The sequence below is a fragment of the Xanthobacter pollutisoli genome (genome assembly GCF_040044995.1).
In the GTDB taxonomy this organism is placed as follows: domain Bacteria; phylum Pseudomonadota; class Alphaproteobacteria; order Rhizobiales; family Xanthobacteraceae; genus Xanthobacter.
In genome coordinates this window covers 641440-658508 of sequence record NZ_JBDZDP010000002.1, presented here as the reverse complement: position 1 = coordinate 658508, position 17069 = coordinate 641440, and the positions used below count along the sequence as shown (strand labels likewise).

General features: G+C 70.3%; 15 protein-coding genes. 13 read left to right on the top strand and 2 right to left on the bottom strand.

What is annotated here, in order from left to right; all coding sequences use genetic code 11:
- Together ABLE93_RS08500 and ABLE93_RS08495 are read left to right on the top strand one after the other, a co-directional pair.
- A complete protein-coding gene (locus tag ABLE93_RS08500) occupies positions 1–1287 on the top strand; it encodes a KpsE/RkpR family capsule polysaccharide export protein (RefSeq protein ID WP_348839258.1) in 1287 nt (428 codons plus the stop codon).
- Between the two features lie 51 nt (positions 1288–1338).
- On the top strand, positions 1339–2427 hold the full coding sequence (locus ABLE93_RS08495; protein WP_348839257.1) for a hypothetical protein: 1089 nt from the start codon (positions 1339–1341) through the stop codon (positions 2425–2427).
- 2 nt (positions 2428–2429) lie between these two features.
- Here the strand turns inward: ABLE93_RS08495 and ABLE93_RS08490 are convergent, their stop codons facing one another.
- Both ABLE93_RS08490 and recG read right to left on the bottom strand, forming a co-directional pair.
- Positions 2430–2816, bottom strand: coding sequence for a YbaN family protein (locus ABLE93_RS08490; protein ID WP_348839256.1), 387 nt, complete (start codon positions 2814–2816; stop codon positions 2430–2432).
- Between the two features lie 125 nt (positions 2817–2941).
- Entirely contained in the window at positions 2942–5035 is a 2094-nt protein-coding gene (recG, locus tag ABLE93_RS08485) for an ATP-dependent DNA helicase RecG (RefSeq protein WP_348839255.1), read from the bottom strand.
- A 156-nt stretch (positions 5036–5191) separates the two neighbouring features.
- Between recG and ABLE93_RS08480 the strand changes: the two genes are divergently transcribed.
- The 11 genes from ABLE93_RS08480 (at position 5192) to rseP (ending at position 17036) form a co-directional block, all read left to right on the top strand.
- Entirely contained in the window at positions 5192–5851 is a 660-nt protein-coding gene (locus ABLE93_RS08480) for a protein-L-isoaspartate(D-aspartate) O-methyltransferase (protein ID WP_348839254.1), read from the top strand.
- A 100-nt stretch (positions 5852–5951) separates the two neighbouring features.
- A complete protein-coding gene (locus ABLE93_RS08475; RefSeq protein WP_348839253.1) occupies positions 5952–7226 on the top strand; it encodes an alpha/beta hydrolase in 1275 nt (424 codons plus the stop codon).
- A gap of 156 nt (positions 7227–7382) precedes the next feature.
- Positions 7383–8693, top strand: a complete 1311-nt coding sequence (locus ABLE93_RS08470) for a peptidoglycan DD-metalloendopeptidase family protein (protein WP_348839252.1) — start codon at positions 7383–7385, stop codon at positions 8691–8693.
- Positions 8694–8984: 291 nt separating this feature from the next.
- Positions 8985–9989 carry a 30S ribosomal protein S2 gene (locus ABLE93_RS08465; RefSeq protein WP_348839251.1) on the top strand — a complete coding sequence of 335 codons (1005 nt, stop codon included), beginning with the start codon at positions 8985–8987 and terminating at the stop codon, positions 9987–9989.
- 125 nt (positions 9990–10114) lie between these two features.
- On the top strand, positions 10115–11038 hold the full coding sequence (gene tsf / locus ABLE93_RS08460; protein WP_348839250.1) for a translation elongation factor Ts: 924 nt from the start codon (positions 10115–10117) through the stop codon (positions 11036–11038).
- 22 nt (positions 11039–11060) lie between these two features.
- Complete coding sequence (pyrH, locus tag ABLE93_RS08455) at positions 11061–11834, top strand: UMP kinase (protein WP_348839249.1); 774 nt, start codon at positions 11061–11063, stop codon at positions 11832–11834.
- A gap of 398 nt (positions 11835–12232) precedes the next feature.
- Entirely contained in the window at positions 12233–12796 is a 564-nt protein-coding gene (gene frr, locus ABLE93_RS08450; protein ID WP_348839248.1) for a ribosome recycling factor, read from the top strand.
- A 100-nt stretch (positions 12797–12896) separates the two neighbouring features.
- Positions 12897–13676, top strand: coding sequence for an isoprenyl transferase (locus ABLE93_RS08445; protein ID WP_348839365.1), 780 nt, complete (start codon positions 12897–12899; stop codon positions 13674–13676).
- A complete protein-coding gene (locus ABLE93_RS08440) occupies positions 13676–14494 on the top strand; it encodes a phosphatidate cytidylyltransferase (RefSeq protein ID WP_348839247.1) in 819 nt (272 codons plus the stop codon). Before ABLE93_RS08445 ends, ABLE93_RS08440 begins: the two co-directional genes overlap by 1 nt.
- Before the next feature lie 10 nt (positions 14495–14504).
- Positions 14505–15674 (top strand): 1-deoxy-D-xylulose-5-phosphate reductoisomerase, encoded by a 1170-nt coding sequence (dxr, locus tag ABLE93_RS08435; RefSeq protein WP_348839246.1) that lies wholly within the window; start codon positions 14505–14507, stop codon positions 15672–15674.
- 204 nt (positions 15675–15878) lie between these two features.
- Positions 15879–17036 (top strand): RIP metalloprotease RseP, encoded by a 1158-nt coding sequence (gene rseP, locus ABLE93_RS08430; protein WP_348839244.1) that lies wholly within the window; start codon positions 15879–15881, stop codon positions 17034–17036.
- The last annotated feature ends 33 nt before the right edge of the window (positions 17037–17069 follow it).

The following is a 17069-nucleotide window of genomic DNA, read 5'->3' as shown; positions in this document are numbered from 1 at the left end:
ATGGCCCTGCCCACGGCGCCGCCGATCCGGGTCCTGATCGAGCGCAGCCGCGCCCTCGCCGTGCTGCCGTTCGTTCGCCCCGCATTGCGCTGGCGGCGCCTGCCGCGCACGCGGGAGGAGGCGGCGACCAGCTCGGCGCGCTGGTTCGCAATGCTGCGGCTCAGCTTCGTGATCGTGGTCCTGCTGCCGGCGGCGGTGTGCGCCTTCTATGCGGGGGTTGTGGCAAGTCCCGTCTATGTTTCCGAGGCGCGCCTCGCGGTGCGCGAATCCCTCGGCGAGCGGGCCAGTCCCGATGGCGACGAAGAGGGCGGCACGCGCGGCGTCGTCTCCGGCGTGGTGCGCGGCCTGTCCAGCCTGTTCGGCGGGCTCGGCGGCGCCAACCAGAGCCAGGCGCCATTCGTCCTGACCAACTACATCGCCAGCCGCTCCTATGTGGCGAAGCTGGATGCCGACGGCTGGCTGCGCGCCTTCTTCTTCCGCCCCGGCCTCGACCCGCTGTCGCGCCTCAGCCCGGATGCGAGCCAGGAGGCGCTCTGGCGCTACTGGAACAGCCACGTCACCGCCGCAGTGGACCGCCGGTCGGAGATCGTGCTGCTCCGGGTGCGGGCCTTCTCGCCGCAGGATGCGCGCATCCTCGCCGAGCGGGTCGTGCGCGACGGCGAGGTGCTGCTGAACGACATCGTCGCGCGCTCCCGCGCCGACAGCGTCGGCCGCGCGGCGGAGCAGCTCGACCGCGCCCGCGCCCGCTACATGCAGGCCCTGATCCGCCAGCAGGAGTGGCGTGCGCGCCAGCGCGCGGTGGATCCGGTGCAGGCCGCCGAGGCGCTCGGCGCCAGCCTCATGCGGCTGGAGCAGGAGCGCATCACCGCCGACCGCGAGATGCGCGCGCTGGAGAAGCTCTCCGCCCCCGACGGGCCCATGCTCGGCGTGCTGCGCGACCGGGTGGCCGCCATCGATTCCGAGATGGCGGCGTTCCGCAAGCGCTTCGGCAGTACCGGGGGTGCTGGCACCACCGCCGTCGCGGGCCTCGCGGCCTATGAGGAATCCGAGCTGGAGGTGCGCTTCGCCGAGACCATGCAGTCCATTGCCGTCTCCGGCCTGCAGGAAGCGGAGCGGCGGGCGCGGGCGCAGAGCGCCTTCGTCAACGTGTTCGTGCCGCCGAGCCTGCCCACCACCGCCGCCGAGCCGGTGTGGTGGCAGACCGGCCTGTTCGTGCTGGTGCTCGCCGGCATCTTCTGGGTCAACGCCATGGTGCTGGTGGCGGTGATCCGCGACCATCGCCGCTGAGGAGCCTCATGATCGCGATCGTCCGGGCGGCAGGCGGAAGGGAGGGCGGGCGTGCTCTTTAGCATCGACGAGGATGCCGGCGCGCGCATCGTCGGCTGGATCATGCCGGACAATCCGGCGGCGACGCCCCACGTGTCCATCCTGATCGGCGGCGAATTGCGCAAGGTCATTCCGGCCACGGTGCTGCGGCCCCTGCTGCGCGAGCAGGGTCTGCACGAGACCGGCATCTGCGGCTTCGTGGTGGACGAGCACGTGGTGCCCGGCCTGCCCGAGGTGCGCGACATCGAGCTCTACGACGAGACCACCAACATCCGCATCTACCGCCGCCGCCCGGATACGGCGCGGGCGGACCAGAAGCTGTTCCGGCTGGAGACGCGGGTGGTGGCGCAGGCGGCGCTGAACCTGCCGATCCAGGACCTCTTCCACATGACCTTCACCCGGCTGGAGCGCATCCCCGAGGAGGCGGTGAAGTCCATCCTCGGCATCGCCTTCACCCCCTCCATCTACTGCACCGGCCGGATCTTCTTCCGCACCTACGAGCCGCTGCTGCAGGACCGCGGGTTCAAGTCCACCGTCCTGCTGCGCGATCCGCTGGAGGAACTGGCCGAGCAGCTGCTGGTGCTGCGCTGGGCGGTGAAGACGCCCAACCTCGCCTATTCGGTGCTGAACGAGACGTTCCGCCCGCTGGTGGACAGCCTCGGCAAGGCAGAGCTGGCCGAGATGGCGGACCTCGAGGCGTGGCTCGCCGGCCTGCCGCCGTTCGAGCGCAGCCTTTTGGCCGACCCGCTTTCCCGGCTGCTCACCTGCCGCGGCTCCGACGATGCGCTGGAGGCGACGGCGGTGGAGAACGCCCTCGACACCCTCTCGGAGATGGACGTGCTGGGCCTCGCCGGCGCCGAGGACGATTATTGGGCAACCCTGCGCGCCGTGCTGGAGCTGGACCTGCCGCCGCTTCCCGACCTGTCGTGGTCCCGCCAGGTGGGCGAACTGCGTGACCAGGTGGCTGAGTGGCCGGCGGTGCAGGACCTGCTGGCGGCGGACCTCCAGGTCTTTGCCGACGTGACGGCGGTGTTCTCCCGCGTCGACGAGGCGACCGAGGAGGCGGTGGAACCGCCCGCCCAGCCGGCGCCTGCGGGCTGATCCTACCGGTTCGGCCGGGTGGCGATGAACACCGCGAGCAGGATGAAGACCACACCGAGCAGCGCCAGCACCGGCGTCGGCGCGCCGAAATACCAGCTGCCGGTGAAGGTGCCGACGAAGCTCGACAAGGCGAACAGCTTCACCAGCGGCGGGATGGCGCCGGTGGCGCGCCAGCGGGCGACGCCCGGTCCGAGATAGCGATGGGTCAGGAGCCACGTCTCGAACCGCGGCGAGGAGCGGGCGAAGCACCAGGCGGCGAGGATGAGGAACACCGTGCCCGGCAGCATGGGCACCACCATGCCGATGGCGCCGATGACGAGGAAGACCATGCCGGCCGCGAACAGCAGCCTGCGGTAGATAGCGGCCCGGCTCCAGCGCGCCGACGCCATCCGCTCGCTGGGCGCCGGCGGCGCGGCGGGCGGGGGAGGCGCGGGGGCTGGAGGCGGGACGGGCGACGGGCTGGCGGCGTCGGGGCCGGGACCGGAACCGGGACTCATAGGGCGACGATGGCCCCTCACCCGGCGGAGAGCAAGCGCACCGCCGCATCGCGCTCATGCAGGTGCAGCAGGACATGGAGCGGCTGCGCCTCGGGTGCCGCTAGGTCAGGATCAGTGCGCACGCGGGCTGCGGCCGCGCTGCGCGCCGCCTCCACCTCGCCGGCGTGCCATTCCATGCGGGCGAGGCGGAAGCCGGGCAGGCCGCTCTGGCGGGTGCCGAGCACGTCGCCCTCGCCGCGCAGCCTCAGGTCCTCCTCGGCGAGGCGGAAGCCGTCCTGGCTTTCGCGCAGGATGGCGAGGCGCGCCTTGGCGGTTTCGCCCAGCGGTGCGCGATAGAGCAGGAGGCAGGTGGACGGCTTGTCGCCGCGCCCCACCCGCCCCCTCAGTTGGTGCAACTGGGCGAGCCCGAAGCGCTCGGCGTGCTCGATGACCATCACCGTGGCCTCGGGCACGTTCACCCCGACCTCCACCACGGTGGTGGCGACGAGGAGGCGGGTGTCGCCGCGGGCGAAGCGCGCCATGGCCTCGTCCTTGGCGCTGCCGGACATGCGGCCGTGAATGAGCCCCACGGTCTCGCCGAAGACGGATTTCAGCGCCTCGAACCGTTCGGTGGCCGCGGCAAGGTCCGAGGTGTCGGTCTCCTCCACCAATGGACAGATCCAATAGGCGCGCGCACCGGCTGCCAAAGCGCGGCCGACGCCCGCCACCACCTCGTCCAGCCGGTCGAGGGGGAGGGCACGGGTATCGATGGCCTGCCGGCCCGGCGGCTTCTCGCGCAGCTCGCTGGCGTCCATGTCGCCGAACAGGGTGAGCACCAGGGTGCGCGGAATGGGGGTCGCGGTCATCACCAGCATGTCCACCGCTTCCCCCTTGCGGGCGAGGGCGAGACGCTGCTCGACGCCGAACCGGTGCTGCTCGTCCACCACGGCGAGCGCCAGATCGCGAAAGGCCACGTCGTCCTGAATCAGCGCATGGGTGCCGACGACGAGGTCGGTCGTGCCGCCCGCCAGCCCGCCGAGCACCGCCTCGCGAGCGCGGCCTTTCTCCCGGCCGGTGAGCACGGCGGTGGAAAGCCCCGCCGCCGCGGCAAGCGGGGCGATGGTCTCATGATGCTGGCGGGCGAGGATCTCGGTGGGCGCCATCAGGGCCGTCTGCCGCCCGGCCTCGGCGGCGATGGCGGCGGCCATGAGCGCCACCACGGTCTTGCCCGAGCCCACGTCGCCCTGCAGCAGGCGGAGCATGCGCGTCTCGGCGGCAAGGTCGGCACGGATGGCGACGAGCGCCGTCTCCTGCGCCCCGGTCAGGCGGAAGGGCAGGGCGGCCATCAGGCGCTCGATGACCCGCCCGTCGCCCCGCGTGGCGCGGCCGCCGGCCTTCTCCTCCTGCGCCCGCACCAGCGCGAGGGTGATCTGGTGGGCCAGCAGCTCGTCGAAGGCGAGCCGCCGCCAGGGCGCTCCGGCCGGCGTCGCCTCGTGCGGCGAGGAGGGTCGGTGGAGCCGCGCCAGCGCCTCGCGGAAGGAGGGCCAGCCGCGCGCCGCCCTGAGATCCGCGGCGATCCACTCGGGCAGTTCCGGCACCCGCTGGAGCGCTGCCTCCATGGCCCGCCTGAGGTGGCCGGAGGCGAGCCCTTCCACCAGCGGATAGGTCTGCTCCACCGCCGGCAGCCGCTCGACGCCGGCCGCGTCGAGGATGCGGTCGGGATGGGTCATCTGGCGCATGCCGTCGTAGAGCGAGATGCGCCCGCACAGCCAGCGCCGCGCGCCCACCGGCAGCATGTGCTCGATGCGGGCCGGCTCGATCTTGAAATGCACTACCACGAGGTCGCCGCTGGCGTCGGACAGGAAGGTGCGGTGCGGCGCGCGGCTCCCGGGGGGCGGCGGCTGGTGGCCGTCCACCTGGACCTCGATTGTCACGTCGGTCTCGGGCACCGCCTCGGCGATGAGCGGGCGGGCGCGGCGGTCGACGAAGCCGGACGGCATGTGGAACAGCAGGTTGATCACCCGCGGCATCTCGCGGCCGAGCAGCCGCGCATAGGGCTTCATCAGCTTGGGACCGATGCCGGGGAGGCTGTCGAGGGGCGCAAAAAGCGGGAGAAGGGCGTCCGGGCGCATGGCGGCGCGAGGGTGTCCGATCGGCCGTCGCCGCGCAAGCCGCCGGCCGTGCTCCCCCGCGGGAGACCGGCTGGAGGTGCCTTTCGTTCTGCTATAGGTTTCAAGGGCCAGAGGGTGCGGGCCACAGGTTTCAGGGAACTGGGGGCGGACGGCGGCATGACCACCGGGGACAGCGACGGCGAACAGGCAGAACGCGCAGCCTTCATCCTCGGCCTGCGCCAGCGCGGCATCCGCGACGTCGCCGTGCTGCGGGCCATGGAACTGGTGCCCCGGCCGCTCTTCGTCGATCCCATGCTGCGGCGCCATGCCTATGACGACGTGGCGCTGCCCATCGCCTGCGGCCAGACCATGTCCCAGCCGAGCCTCGTCGCCGCCATGACGGAAGCCCTCGGCGTGACCGCAGACCATACGGTGCTGGAGGTGGGCACCGGCTCCGGCTATCAGGCCGCGGTGCTGTCGCATCTCGCCGCGCGGGTGGTGACGGTGGATCGCTATCGCTCGCTGGTGGGCGAGGCGCAGACCCGCTTCGAGGTGCTGGGCCTGCGCAACTGCACGGCTTATGTGGGCGACGGCACCTTGGGCATGCCCGCCCGCGCGCCCTTCGACCGCATCCTCGTGACGGCGGCCGCGCCGGACATCCCCATGGCGCTGGTGGACCAGCTGAAGTTCGGCGGCGTCATCGTCATGCCCGTGGGCGCGCCGGAGGAGGTCCAGACCCTGGTGCGCTACGTCAAGGAACAGTCCGGGCGCACCCGCACCGACCTGATGAAGGTGAGGTTCGTTCCCCTGGTGCCGGGCGCCGCTGCCACACTGTGAACCAAACCGGAAAGCGCTTGGTATCTTGGTAGCGCCCAAGGTTGCGGCCCTCCATGGGGTCGGCTATCGCATGGATCCAGCTTCATGCGGGGAACGTGAATTGCAGTCGGTTTTCGGCCGGGGACAGCGGATCGTCGCGTGCGCGCTGCTTTTCGGCGCGCTGGCCGGCTGCGCCGGGCGTCCGCCGGGTGCGCTCATTCCTGTTGCCGACACCGTTCCCGGGACCTCGCGCGTGAACATGGTGGTGGCGACGGTGCGCGAGCGCACCGACGGGCCGGACGTGTTCAACGGCGAGCGCGCCCGCACCCCGAGCTATGCGGAGATCGAGGTCTCGATCCCGCCCGACGGCGCCCGCAAGGCCGGCGACGTGCAATGGCCGCGCAGCATTCCCGGCAATCCCGCGACGGACTTCGTCACCACGAAGCTCGATGCCATGACCCAGGAGCAGGCGGTCAGCTGGTTCCACGATCGCATCCGGCGCACCCCCGGCCGGCAGGCGCTGGTGTTCGTGCACGGCTACAATCAGCGCTTCGACGACGCGGTGTTCCGCTTCGCCCAGATCATCCACGATTCCGGCGCGCCGGTGACGCCCGTGCTCTTCACCTGGCCGTCGCGCGGCAGCCTGCTGGCCTATGGCTATGACCGGGAGAGCACGTCCTTCTCGCGCGACTCGCTGGAGCGGCTGCTCACCTTCATGGCGAAGGATCCCAATGTGGGGGAGATCTCCATCCTCGCCCATTCCATGGGCAATGTGGTGACGCTGGAAGCGCTGCGGCAGATGGCGATCCGCAACGGCCGCATCCTGCCCAAGATCAAATATGTGATGCTGGCCGCACCGGACGTGGACGTGGACGTGTTCTACACCTTCTTCCACGAGATCGGGAAACCGCAGGACCGCCCCGCCTTCACCCTGTTCGTGTCGCAGGACGACCGGGCCCTCGCGGTGTCCAAGCGGGTGTGGGGCGACGTTCCGCGCGTCGGCATGGTGAACCCGGAGCAGGAGCCGTTCCGCACCGAGTTCGAGAAGAACCAGATCAACGTCATCGACCTGACCAAGCTCCGGACCAACGATCCCCTCGCCCACGGCAAGTTCGCCGCAAGCCCGCAGGTGGTTCAGGCCATCGGCGCCCGCCTCGCCGAGGGCCAGACCATGACGGACTCCCGCGTGGGCGTGGGCGAGCACATCATCAAGATGACCACCGACGCCGCTTCCACCGTGGGCACGGCCGCGGGTCTCGTCATCGCCGCGCCGGTCGCGGTGGTCGACGAGAATACGCGGGCCCACTACGGGCAGCACGTGAACCAGCTGGGCCATGCGGTGACGGATACCGCCGAAAGCGGTGCCGCCGCGGTCAAGCCGCCGCCTGCGAACTGACGATTTGTCAACAGGTTGGGTGGATCTGTTGCCATCCTGCCACGGGTGGGGCGAAAGTTGGTCCCACGCGTGCCAAGGCCGGGCGACTTAAGCCGCCGTTTACGCATCGGACGCTTAACTGCCAGCCGTACTTTTGTTGCGTGCGAGTTGGGCCACATGCGTAATTCCAGCGAGACTCACGGGCGTAACGTCTTCGCGCGACTGGCGCTGATCGGGCTCGTGTCCGGGGCGGTGGCGGGCTGCAGCTCGGATACCACGCGCTTTGTGGCCGACTCTCCCGTGCCGCCTCCCGCAGGCGGCGCTTATGCCGGCGGATACCAGGGCCAGGGCCAGGTCGGCTATGGCGGAGGCGGCGACGTCACCGGATCGCTCGGCGCTGCGCCGTCGAGCCGGGTGGAGTCCGCACCCTTGCCGCCGCCCGGCCAGGCGCCCGGCTCGGCGCCGGGATACGGCGCTGCGCCCGCCTATGGCGCCCCGCGGGCGTCCGCGCCGCCCAGCGGCTCGTCCGGCCCCGGCTTCCAGCCGTCCTCTTATGCCTCGGCCGGCGGCACCCAGCCGCTCTATGGCGCGCCGGGCTATGCCGCCGCCACTCCCGCCGGCCGCCCCGCCGCTGCCGGCACCCATGTGGTGGTGGAAGGCGAGACGCTGGGCTCCATCTCGCGCATGTACAATGTGTCGGTGGCCTCGCTGACCATCGCCAACAACATTCCCGCCGGCGGCACGGTGCGCACCGGCCAGAGCCTCATCATTCCTCCCGGCGGCAATGGCACGAGCCAGGCCCGCGCCGCCCAGGCCGCTCCGGCGGCCAAGCCGCCCCAGGCCGCCGCCGCCCAGCAGACCCTCGCGCCCCCCGCTGCTGGCAAGCCGGCCCCCGCGCCGGCCGCGACCGCCGCCGCCAAGCCCGCGCCCACCGCGCCGGTGACCGCCCAGGCCGCGCCCCCTGTGGCTCCGGCCTCCGGCAAGACCGTTGCCGCCGCTCCCACCCAGGCGGTGGCGAAGTCCAACGCGCCGGAGCCGAAGGTGGAGACGGCCGCCAAGGTCACCCCCGCCGACGATGCCGACGATGCCCCCCGCGCCTCCGGCTCGGGTCCCCAGTTCCGGGCGCCGGTGCGCGGCCGCGTCATCGCCTCCTTCGGCCCGAAGCCGGGCGGCACCCACAACGACGGCGTGAACTTCGCCGTGCCGGAGGGCACCGCCGTCCGCGCCGCCGAAGATGGCACCGTCGCCTATGCCGGCAACGAGCTGAAGGGGTACGGAAACCTGGTGCTCATCAAGCATGCCGACGGTTATGTCACCGCTTATGCCCACAACAGCGAGCTGAGCGTGAAGCGCGGCGACACCGTGCGGCGCGGTCAGATCGTGGCCAAGGCCGGCCAGAGCGGAAACGTCAACTCGCCCCAGCTGCACTTCGAAATCCGCAAGGGCTCCACCGCCGTCGACCCGAGCAGCTATGTGGCCGGTCTCTGAGACCGTCGCCAATCTGCTTGCATTCCCAACCCCTTGCAGGCCCGCGCGAATCCCTCGCGCGGGCCTGCTGCTTTAGAGCGGGCGCCCTTTCGCCCGGACGGCGAAGGGCGTAAACCCGAGCGCGGGGATTGCAGCGCGATACCGCACGGGGCCTGCGGCCTTGCTTCGGCCGCCTGCCTCGTGTATGTGCCCCACCCATTCCGCACGCGGACACAAGGCCCTTTCGGCCATCCGGTGCCCCCTCCAATCGGCGGGGGTACGTCCGCGGAGGCTCAACCGGAGAATACCAAAGTGGCGCTTCCCGACTATTCCATGCGTCAGCTTCTCGAAGCTGGCGTGCACTTCGGACATCAGTCCCACCGTTGGAACCCCAAGATGGCTCCGTACATCTTCGGCGTTCGCAACAACATCCATATTCTCGACCTGTCGCAGACCGTGCCGGCGCTGCATCGCGCGCTGCAGGCGGTGTCCGACACCGTGGCCCAGGGCGGCCGCGTGCTGTTCGTCGGCACCAAGCGTCAGGCCCAGGAGCAGGTGGCGGACGCCGCCCGCCGCTCGGCCCAGTATTATGTGAACTCCCGCTGGCTCGGCGGCATGCTCACCAACTGGAAGACCATCTCCAACTCCATCGCCCGGCTGAAGAAGCTGGAGGAGATGCTGGCCGCCCCCGAGGCGTCGTCCGGCTACACCAAGAAGGAGCGCCTGACGCTCTCCCGTGAAAAGGAGAAGCTGGACAAGGCCCTCGGCGGCATCCGCGACATGGGCGGCCTGCCGGACCTGCTGTTCGTGATCGACACGAACAAGGAAGACATCGCCGTGAAGGAGGCGCAGCGCCTCGGCATCCCGGTGGCGGCCATCCTCGACACCAATTGCGATCCCGACGGCATCGCCTTCCCGGTGCCGGGCAACGATGACGCCGGCCGCGCCATCCAGCTCTATTGCGACCTCGTCGCCCGCGCCGCCATCGACGGTATCGGCCGCGGCCACACCGACCTCGGCATCGACGTCGGCGCCGAGGAGGCCCCGCTGGTGGAGGATCTGCCGGCCGAGACCAGCGCCTGGTCGACCTTCGAGCCCCTGTCGGGTCCGCGCGGCGTCGCCGACGACCTGAAGAAGCTCACCGGCGTCAGCCCCGAGATCGAGCAGAAGCTCAACGACCTCGGCGTGTTCCACTTCGGCCAGATCGCCGGGCTCGACGCGGTCGACGCCCACCGCATCGGCGAGGAAGTGGGCCTGCCCGGCCGCGTCGACGGCTGGATCGCCCAGGCCAAGGAAATGTCTGCCGAGGTGGAGTGACCGCGCGTCACCCGGACCTGTCGCAGATCTGATAGCGAATCGAGAGTAATGGGGCGCCCGGGGCGCCCCCACGGCCGGCTCGGGCGAACCGTGGCCGGCCGTGGCGCGAGAAGAAGGGATTTAACATGGCAGCGATCACCGCCGGGCTCGTGAAGGAACTGCGCGACAAGACCGGCGCAGGCATGATGGACTGCAAGTCCGCGCTCACCGAGACGAACGGCGACATCGAGGCCGCGATCGACTGGCTGCGCAAGAAGGGCCTCGCCAAGGCCGCTAAGAAGGCCGGCCGCGTGGCCGCCGAGGGCCTCGTCGCGGTCGAATCGTCGGGCCACTACGCCGCCGCGGTGGAAGTGAATGCGGAGACCGACTTCGTCGCCCGCAACCCCGATTTCCAGGCCTTCGTGCGCGAGGTGGCCAAGGTCGCCCTGATGACGGACGGCTCCACCGAGGCCGTCGCCGCCGCCCACTTCCCAGGCGAGAGCGTGACCGTGGCAGAGCGCCTGACCGCGCTCATCGCCACCATCGGCGAGAACATGACCCTGCGCCGCTCGGTCAAGCTCACCGTCTCCAAGGGCGTCATCGCCAGCTACGTGCACGGCGCCGTGGTCGAGGGCCAGGGCCGCATCGGCGTGCTGGTGGCGCTGGAATCCGAGGGCGACGTGGAGAAGCTCTCCACCCTCGGCCGCCAGATCGCCATGCACGTCGCGGCGCTCAACCCGCTCGCCCTCGATTCCTCCGGCATCTCCGAGGAGACCATCGCCCGCGAGAAGGCGATCCTGCTGGAGAAGCACCAGGGCAAGCCGGCCAACGTGCAGGACAAGATCGCCGAGAGCGGCATGAAGAGCTTCTTCAAGGAGAACACCCTCCTCGACCAGGCTTTCGTGCACGATGGCTCCAAGTCGGTCTCGCAGGTGCTGAAGGAGGCCGAAGGCCAGGTCGGCGCTCCGGTCAAGCTCACCGGCTTCGTGCGCTATGCGCTCGGCGAAGGCATCGAGAAGGAAGAGACCGACTTCGCGGCCGAGGTGGCCGCCGCCGCCGGCCAGTCCTGATCGCAGCGGGGAGGGGGCTCCCATGACCGCTGCCGTCAGCGACGATTCGGACTATCCAGAGCCCCCGGCGCCGTTCGCGGCGCCGGGCCTGCCCTATCCCCGCATTCTGGTGAAGGTCTCCGGCGAGGCCCTGATGGGCGCCGAGCCGTTCGGCCTTCACCCGCCTACCGTCGCCCGCATCGCCCGCGACCTCGTGGCCGCGCGCGCCGCGGGGTGCGAAGTGGCGGTGGTGGTGGGGGGCGGCAACATCCTGCGCGGTGCGCGGGTGGCGGACGAAAATCTCGATCGCGCCACTGCCGACCACATGGGAATGCTCGCCACGGTGATGAACGGCCTCGCCCTCGAGCGGGCCATCGAGGCGGCCGGCGCCCCGGCACGCACGCTCTCCGCCATTCCCATGCCCACGGTATGCGAGCCCTACGCCCGCCAGCCGGCCATGCGACATCTGCGGCGCGGGCGCATCGTCGTCCTGACCGGCGGGACCGGCAATCCCTACTTCACCACGGATACGGGTGCGGTTCTGCGCGCCGCGGAGCTCGATTGCGACGCGGTGCTGAAGGCCACCAATGTGGACGGCGTCTACACCGCCGATCCCAAGCTGGATCCCTCTGCTACCCGCTATGAGCGCATCACCCACGACGAGGCGCTGGCCCGCGATCTCAAGGTGATGGATGCGGCAGCGTTCGCGCTTGCCCGCGAGGCGGCGTTGCCGATAATCGTGTTCTCCATTCGCGAGCCGGGTGCCATCGCCACGGCGGCCAAGGGTGAAGGCCGCGTCACCGTGGTGGCTCCGTAAGGCAGGCGCGCAGGGTCCTCGCCGGCCCCTCCCGCAAGGGATGGGATGGGGGAGGGCCGCATGCCCCTGGGGCGGGGCACGGCAGCGACGGCATCTTCCGTCGGGCACGGGTGAGGGGCGATGGGGCAGGGGCGTTTCCGCTTGAGCCGGGAGAGGGCGCGCGGCCATGGCCGCGGTCGGTATCCTGTCCGCGAACCGATTTCCGGTGTGCCGGCATGGAACCCCTGCGCCGATGCAGCCGCGCCCGTCTCTCCCGCCACCGAAAAGCCGCGCCGCCTTGCCATTGCGGAAGCTGCGGCGCAGCGCGCGATCCCCGAAGCCGGCCGCGCCCGCGCATGGAATCTGAAACGTTTCCGTGCGAAGGAAGCGTGCCCGAGATCTGAAGACAGAGGATAGCCATGACCACCGGGACCTTCGACATGGCCGATATCAAGCGCCGCATGCAGGGCGCCATCGGCGTGCTCGGAAACGAGCTGGGCGGACTGCGCACCGGTCGTGCCTCCGCGAGCCTGCTCGACCCCATCACCGTCGAGGCCTATGGCGCGCGCATGCCGCTGAACCAGGTGGCCACCGTCTCGGTGCCCGAGGCCCGGCTGCTCTCGGTGCAGGTGTGGGACCGCGGCATGGTTGGCGCCGTCGAGAAGGCGATCCGCGACTCGAACCTCGGACTCAATCCGGCGACGGAAGGTCAGGTCCTGCGCCTTCGCATTCCCGAGCTCAACCAGGAGCGGCGCCAGGAGCTGGTGAAGGTCGCGCACAAATATGCCGAGGCGGCCCGGGTTGCCGTTCGTCACGTCCGCCGCGACGGAATGGACCTTCTGAAGAAGCTGGAAAAGGACAGCGAGATGGGTTCCGATGAACTCGATCGCCTGTCCAAGGATGTCCAGAAGGCGACCGACGAGGCCATCGCCGAGATCGACCAGACGCTGGCCCACAAGGAAAAGGAAATCATGGCGGTCTGAGCGCAGCGGCGGGCGGCGACCTGCGAGACGAGGCCGGTACGCGCTTCTCCAACGAGTTCAGGACGCGGTTGAGGAACAAGGTGTGAGCCCCGAGCAAGCCATGACCCTGCGCGCCGCGAGCGAGGCCGCCGTCCCTGATCGGACGGTCGCGCCTGCCGTGGCGCCGCGCGTTCCCGTGCACGTGGGCGTCATCATGGACGGAAACGGGCGCTGGGCCACCTCGCGCAAGCTGCCGCGGGTGGAGGGCCACCGCCGCGGGGTCGAGGCCCTGCGCCGCTGCGTTCGTGCGGCCCGCGAGATCGGCATCCGCTTCCTCACCATCTACAGCTTCTCCTCGGAAAACTGGTCCCGCCCCCCGGGCGAGGTCACCGAGCTGATGCGCCTCCTCAAGCTGTTCCTGCGCCACGACCTCGCCGAGCTCAACAGTGCCCATGTGCGGGTGAAGGTGATCGGCGAGCGGCAAGGGCTTGCCCCCGACATCCGCGCCCTGCTCGACGATGCGGAGGCCCTCACCTGCGGCAACGGAGGCCTGACCCTGGTGGTCGCCTTCAACTACGGTTCGCGCCAGGAGATCGCCGCCGCCGTGTCGCGCATCGCGGCGGATGTGGCCGCCGGCCGGCTCAAGCCGCAGGACGTGGACGTGGAGATGATCTCCCAGCGGCTCGAGACGGCGGGCATCCCCGATCCCGACCTCATCGTGCGCACCTCCGGCGAGCAGCGCCTGTCCAATTTCCTGCTGTGGCAGGCAGCGTATTCGGAATTCGTCTTCCTGCCCATCTATTGGCCCGACTTCGACAAGGCGGCCCTGCTCTCCGCCATCGACGAATATGCCCGGCGGGACCGAAGGTTCGGCGGCGTGACCGCCCGCCCCGGACCCTGATGCCCGTGCATTTCGGCGCCGATCTCAAGTCCCGCACCCTCTCCGCCCTCGTCCTGGTGCCGGTGGTGCTGGCCGCCGCGTGGCTCGGTGGTATCGCCTTCGCCATCCTGTGGGTCGTGGCCGGCGGGCTCATCCTCAACGAATGGGCGGGGCTCGCCCGGCTGGACAATCACGCGGTCTACGTGGGCATCGGCGGCGCGGTGCTGGCCGGCGCGGGTCTGCTCGCGGTGCTGGCGGAGCCGTCCTGGGCCTTCAGCCTCGCGGCGCTGGGCGCTGCGGCCTGCACCCTCGCCGTGCCGCGCCAGAGCGTTTGGGCCATGACCGGCATGCTGGTGGCGGCGAGCGCGGCTTTGCCGGTGGTGGTGCTGCGGGGCACGTCCTCCCTCGGCCTCGTGGCGGTGCTCTTCCTGTGCGCCATCGTGTGGGCCACGGACATCTTCGCCTATTTTACCGGCCGCGCGCTGGGCGGACACAAGCTCTGGCCCCGCGTTTCCCCCAACAAGACCTGGTCGGGCGCGGCCGGTGGAACGCTCGCCGGCACCCTCGCCGGCGTGCTGGTTGGCCTCGCCGCCGGGCTGCCGGCGCTCTTGCCCCTCGCGGGGCTGGCTCTGGTGCTCAGCGTCGTCAGCCAGGGGGGCGACCTGGCCGAATCCGCCGCGAAGCGGCTGTTCGGCGTGAAGGACGCGAGCCAGCTCATTCCCGGCCACGGTGGCCTGCTCGACCGTCTGGATGGATTTGCCGCCGCCGCCGCCGCCGCCGCCGTGGTGGCGGTGCTGCGGGGGCCGAGCGATCCGGCGGCGGCGCTGCTTTTGTGGTAGGACGCTTTTCATGAAACGTCTCTCCGTGCTCGGGGCCACCGGCTCCATCGGCCACAGCGTCCGCAAGGTTCTGGCGGATGCGCCCGAGCTCTATCAGGTGGAGGCGGTGGCCGGCGGTCGCGATGCGGCGGCGCTCGCCGAGACCGCGCGGGCGCTGGGCGCGCGCTTCGCCGCACTCTCGGATCCGGCCGGGGGCGCCGCGCTGAAGGCGGCGCTGGAGGGCTCCGGCATCGCCAGCGGCGCCGGGCCCGAGGCGGTGATGGAGGCGGCGCGGCGCGACGCCGACATGGTGGTCAGCGCCATCGTCGGTTGCGCCGGCCTCGCCCCGACCGTTGCGGCCTTCGCGCCGGGACGCCGGGTAGCCCTCGCCAACAAGGAGTGCCTGGTCGCCGCCGGCGCATTCTTCATGGCCGAGGCGGCGCGGCTCGGCACCGAGATCCTGCCGGTGGACAGCGAGCACAACGCCATCTTCCAGGCGCTCGCCTCGGGCCCCGCCAAGGCGGTGGAGAAGATCACGCTGACCGCCTCGGGCGGTCCCTTCCGCCAGAAGAGCCGCGACGAGATCGCCCGGGCGAAACCCCAGGACGCGCTGAAGCATCCCAACTGGTCGATGGGCGCGAAGATCACCATCGATTCCGCGACGCTGATGAACAAGGGGCTGGAGCTCATCGAGGCCCAGCACCTGTTCGCCGTGCCGGCGGAGAGGCTGGAGGCGGTGGTGCATCCCGAATCGGTGGTGCACGGCCTCGTTTCCTTCATCGACGGGTCGGTCGCCGCGGGCCTTGCCCTGCCGGATATGTGCGTGCCCATCGCCCATTGCCTCGCGTGGCCGGACCGCGTTGCCACGTCCTGCCGCCGTCTGGATCTGGTGGCCCTCGGCCGCCTGACCTTCGAGGCGCCGGACGAGGCGCGGTTCCCCGCGCTGTCGCTCGCGCGCTCTGTGCTGGGGCAGGGTGGCGTCTGTGCCACCATCCTCAACGCGGCCAACGAAATCGCCGTAGCCGCCTTCCTCGAAGGGCGGATCGGCTTTTATGGAATCACTGAGATCGTGGAGGCGACGCTGGACCGCATCAACGGCGGCCCGGCGCCGGCCAGCGTCGGCGAGGCGCTGGAGGCGGACCAGCTGGCGCGTCGCACTGCCGCCGCGCTCTTGCCTAAGTTTGCCGCAAAGGCATCCTAAGAGCAGCATACCCCTCAACCCCGGAGCAAGCTTCGGGAAGTGCTGGCGAGCCAGAATGGCTTTCGGGGCGGTGGGGCAGGACGAGTGAGGACGTGGGCCGGCATCGCCGGATGTGAAACGTGCCCGCGGTGAATGAAGTGCGTGAGGGCGCCGAAGCGCGGGGGATCGCCCCGTCACGGCCGACCCGCAGATGAGGAACGAAAGATGGATGTGATTTCCGGTCTCGGCGCGCACCTGGGTTCACTTTCATCCTCGCTTCTCGGTTATGTCATCCCCTTCCTGTTCGTCCTGACGCTGGTGGTGTTCTTCCACGAGCTCGGGCATTTCTGGGTCGCCCGGCGGGCGGGCGTCCGGGTGCTGACCTTCTCGCTGGGCTTCGGGCCCGAGATCGTCGGCTTCACCGACCGCCACGGCACCCGCTGGCGCCTCGCCGCAGTGCCCCTCGGGGGCTACGTACGCTTCTTCGGCGACGAGGACGCCGCCTCCACGCCCGACGCGACGCGACTCGCTCAGATGACGCCGGCCGAGCGGCGCGAGAGCTTCTTCTTTCAGCCTGTGGGCTGGCGCGCCGCCATCGTCGCCGCCGGGCCGATCGCCAACTTCCTTCTTGCCATCGTGATCTTCGCCTTCGTCTTCATGGCGTTCGGCAAGCAGGTGACCGCCCCCCGGGTCGATCAGGTCGCCCCGGGCAGCGCCGCCGAGATCGCGGGCTTCAAGCCGGGCGACCTGGTGCTTGAGATCGACGGCGCGAAGGTGGAGAGCTTCTCCGACATGCAGCGCATCGTCGGCGGCCATGCCGGCCAGCCTCTGGCCTTCACCGTGTCGCGCGCCGACAGCCAGCTCACCCTTACTGCCACGCCCGAGCTGAAGGAGGTTAAGGACCCCTTCGGCAACACCCACCGGACCGGCCTGCTCGGAATCTCCCGCTCGCTCGCCTCCGGCGACGTGACGACCCAGCGCTATGGGCCGGTCGAGGCGCTCGGCATGGGCGTCAAGGAAACCTGGTTCGTGGTGGCCCGCACCTTCGATTACCTTGGCGGTCTCGTGGCCGGGCGCGAATCCGCCGACCAGCTCGGCGGGCCCATCCGCATCGCCCAGGTTTCGGGTCAGGTCGCGACATTTGGTATCGGGGCACTCCTATCTCTGGCAGCAGTGCTGTCCGTTTCTATCGGACTGCTTAACCTCTTTCCCATCCCGTTGTTGGATGGCGGCCACCTTCTGTTCTACGCTTTCGAGGCGATCCGCGGCCGTCCGCTGAGCGCCCGCACGCAGGACATCGGCTTTCGTATCGGCCTCGCGCTGGTGTTGATGCTGATGATCTTCGCCACCTGGAATGATGTCCTGCATATTGCTGCGATGTAAGGGTTTTTGATTTGCCGCCCCGGGGTCGTGTCG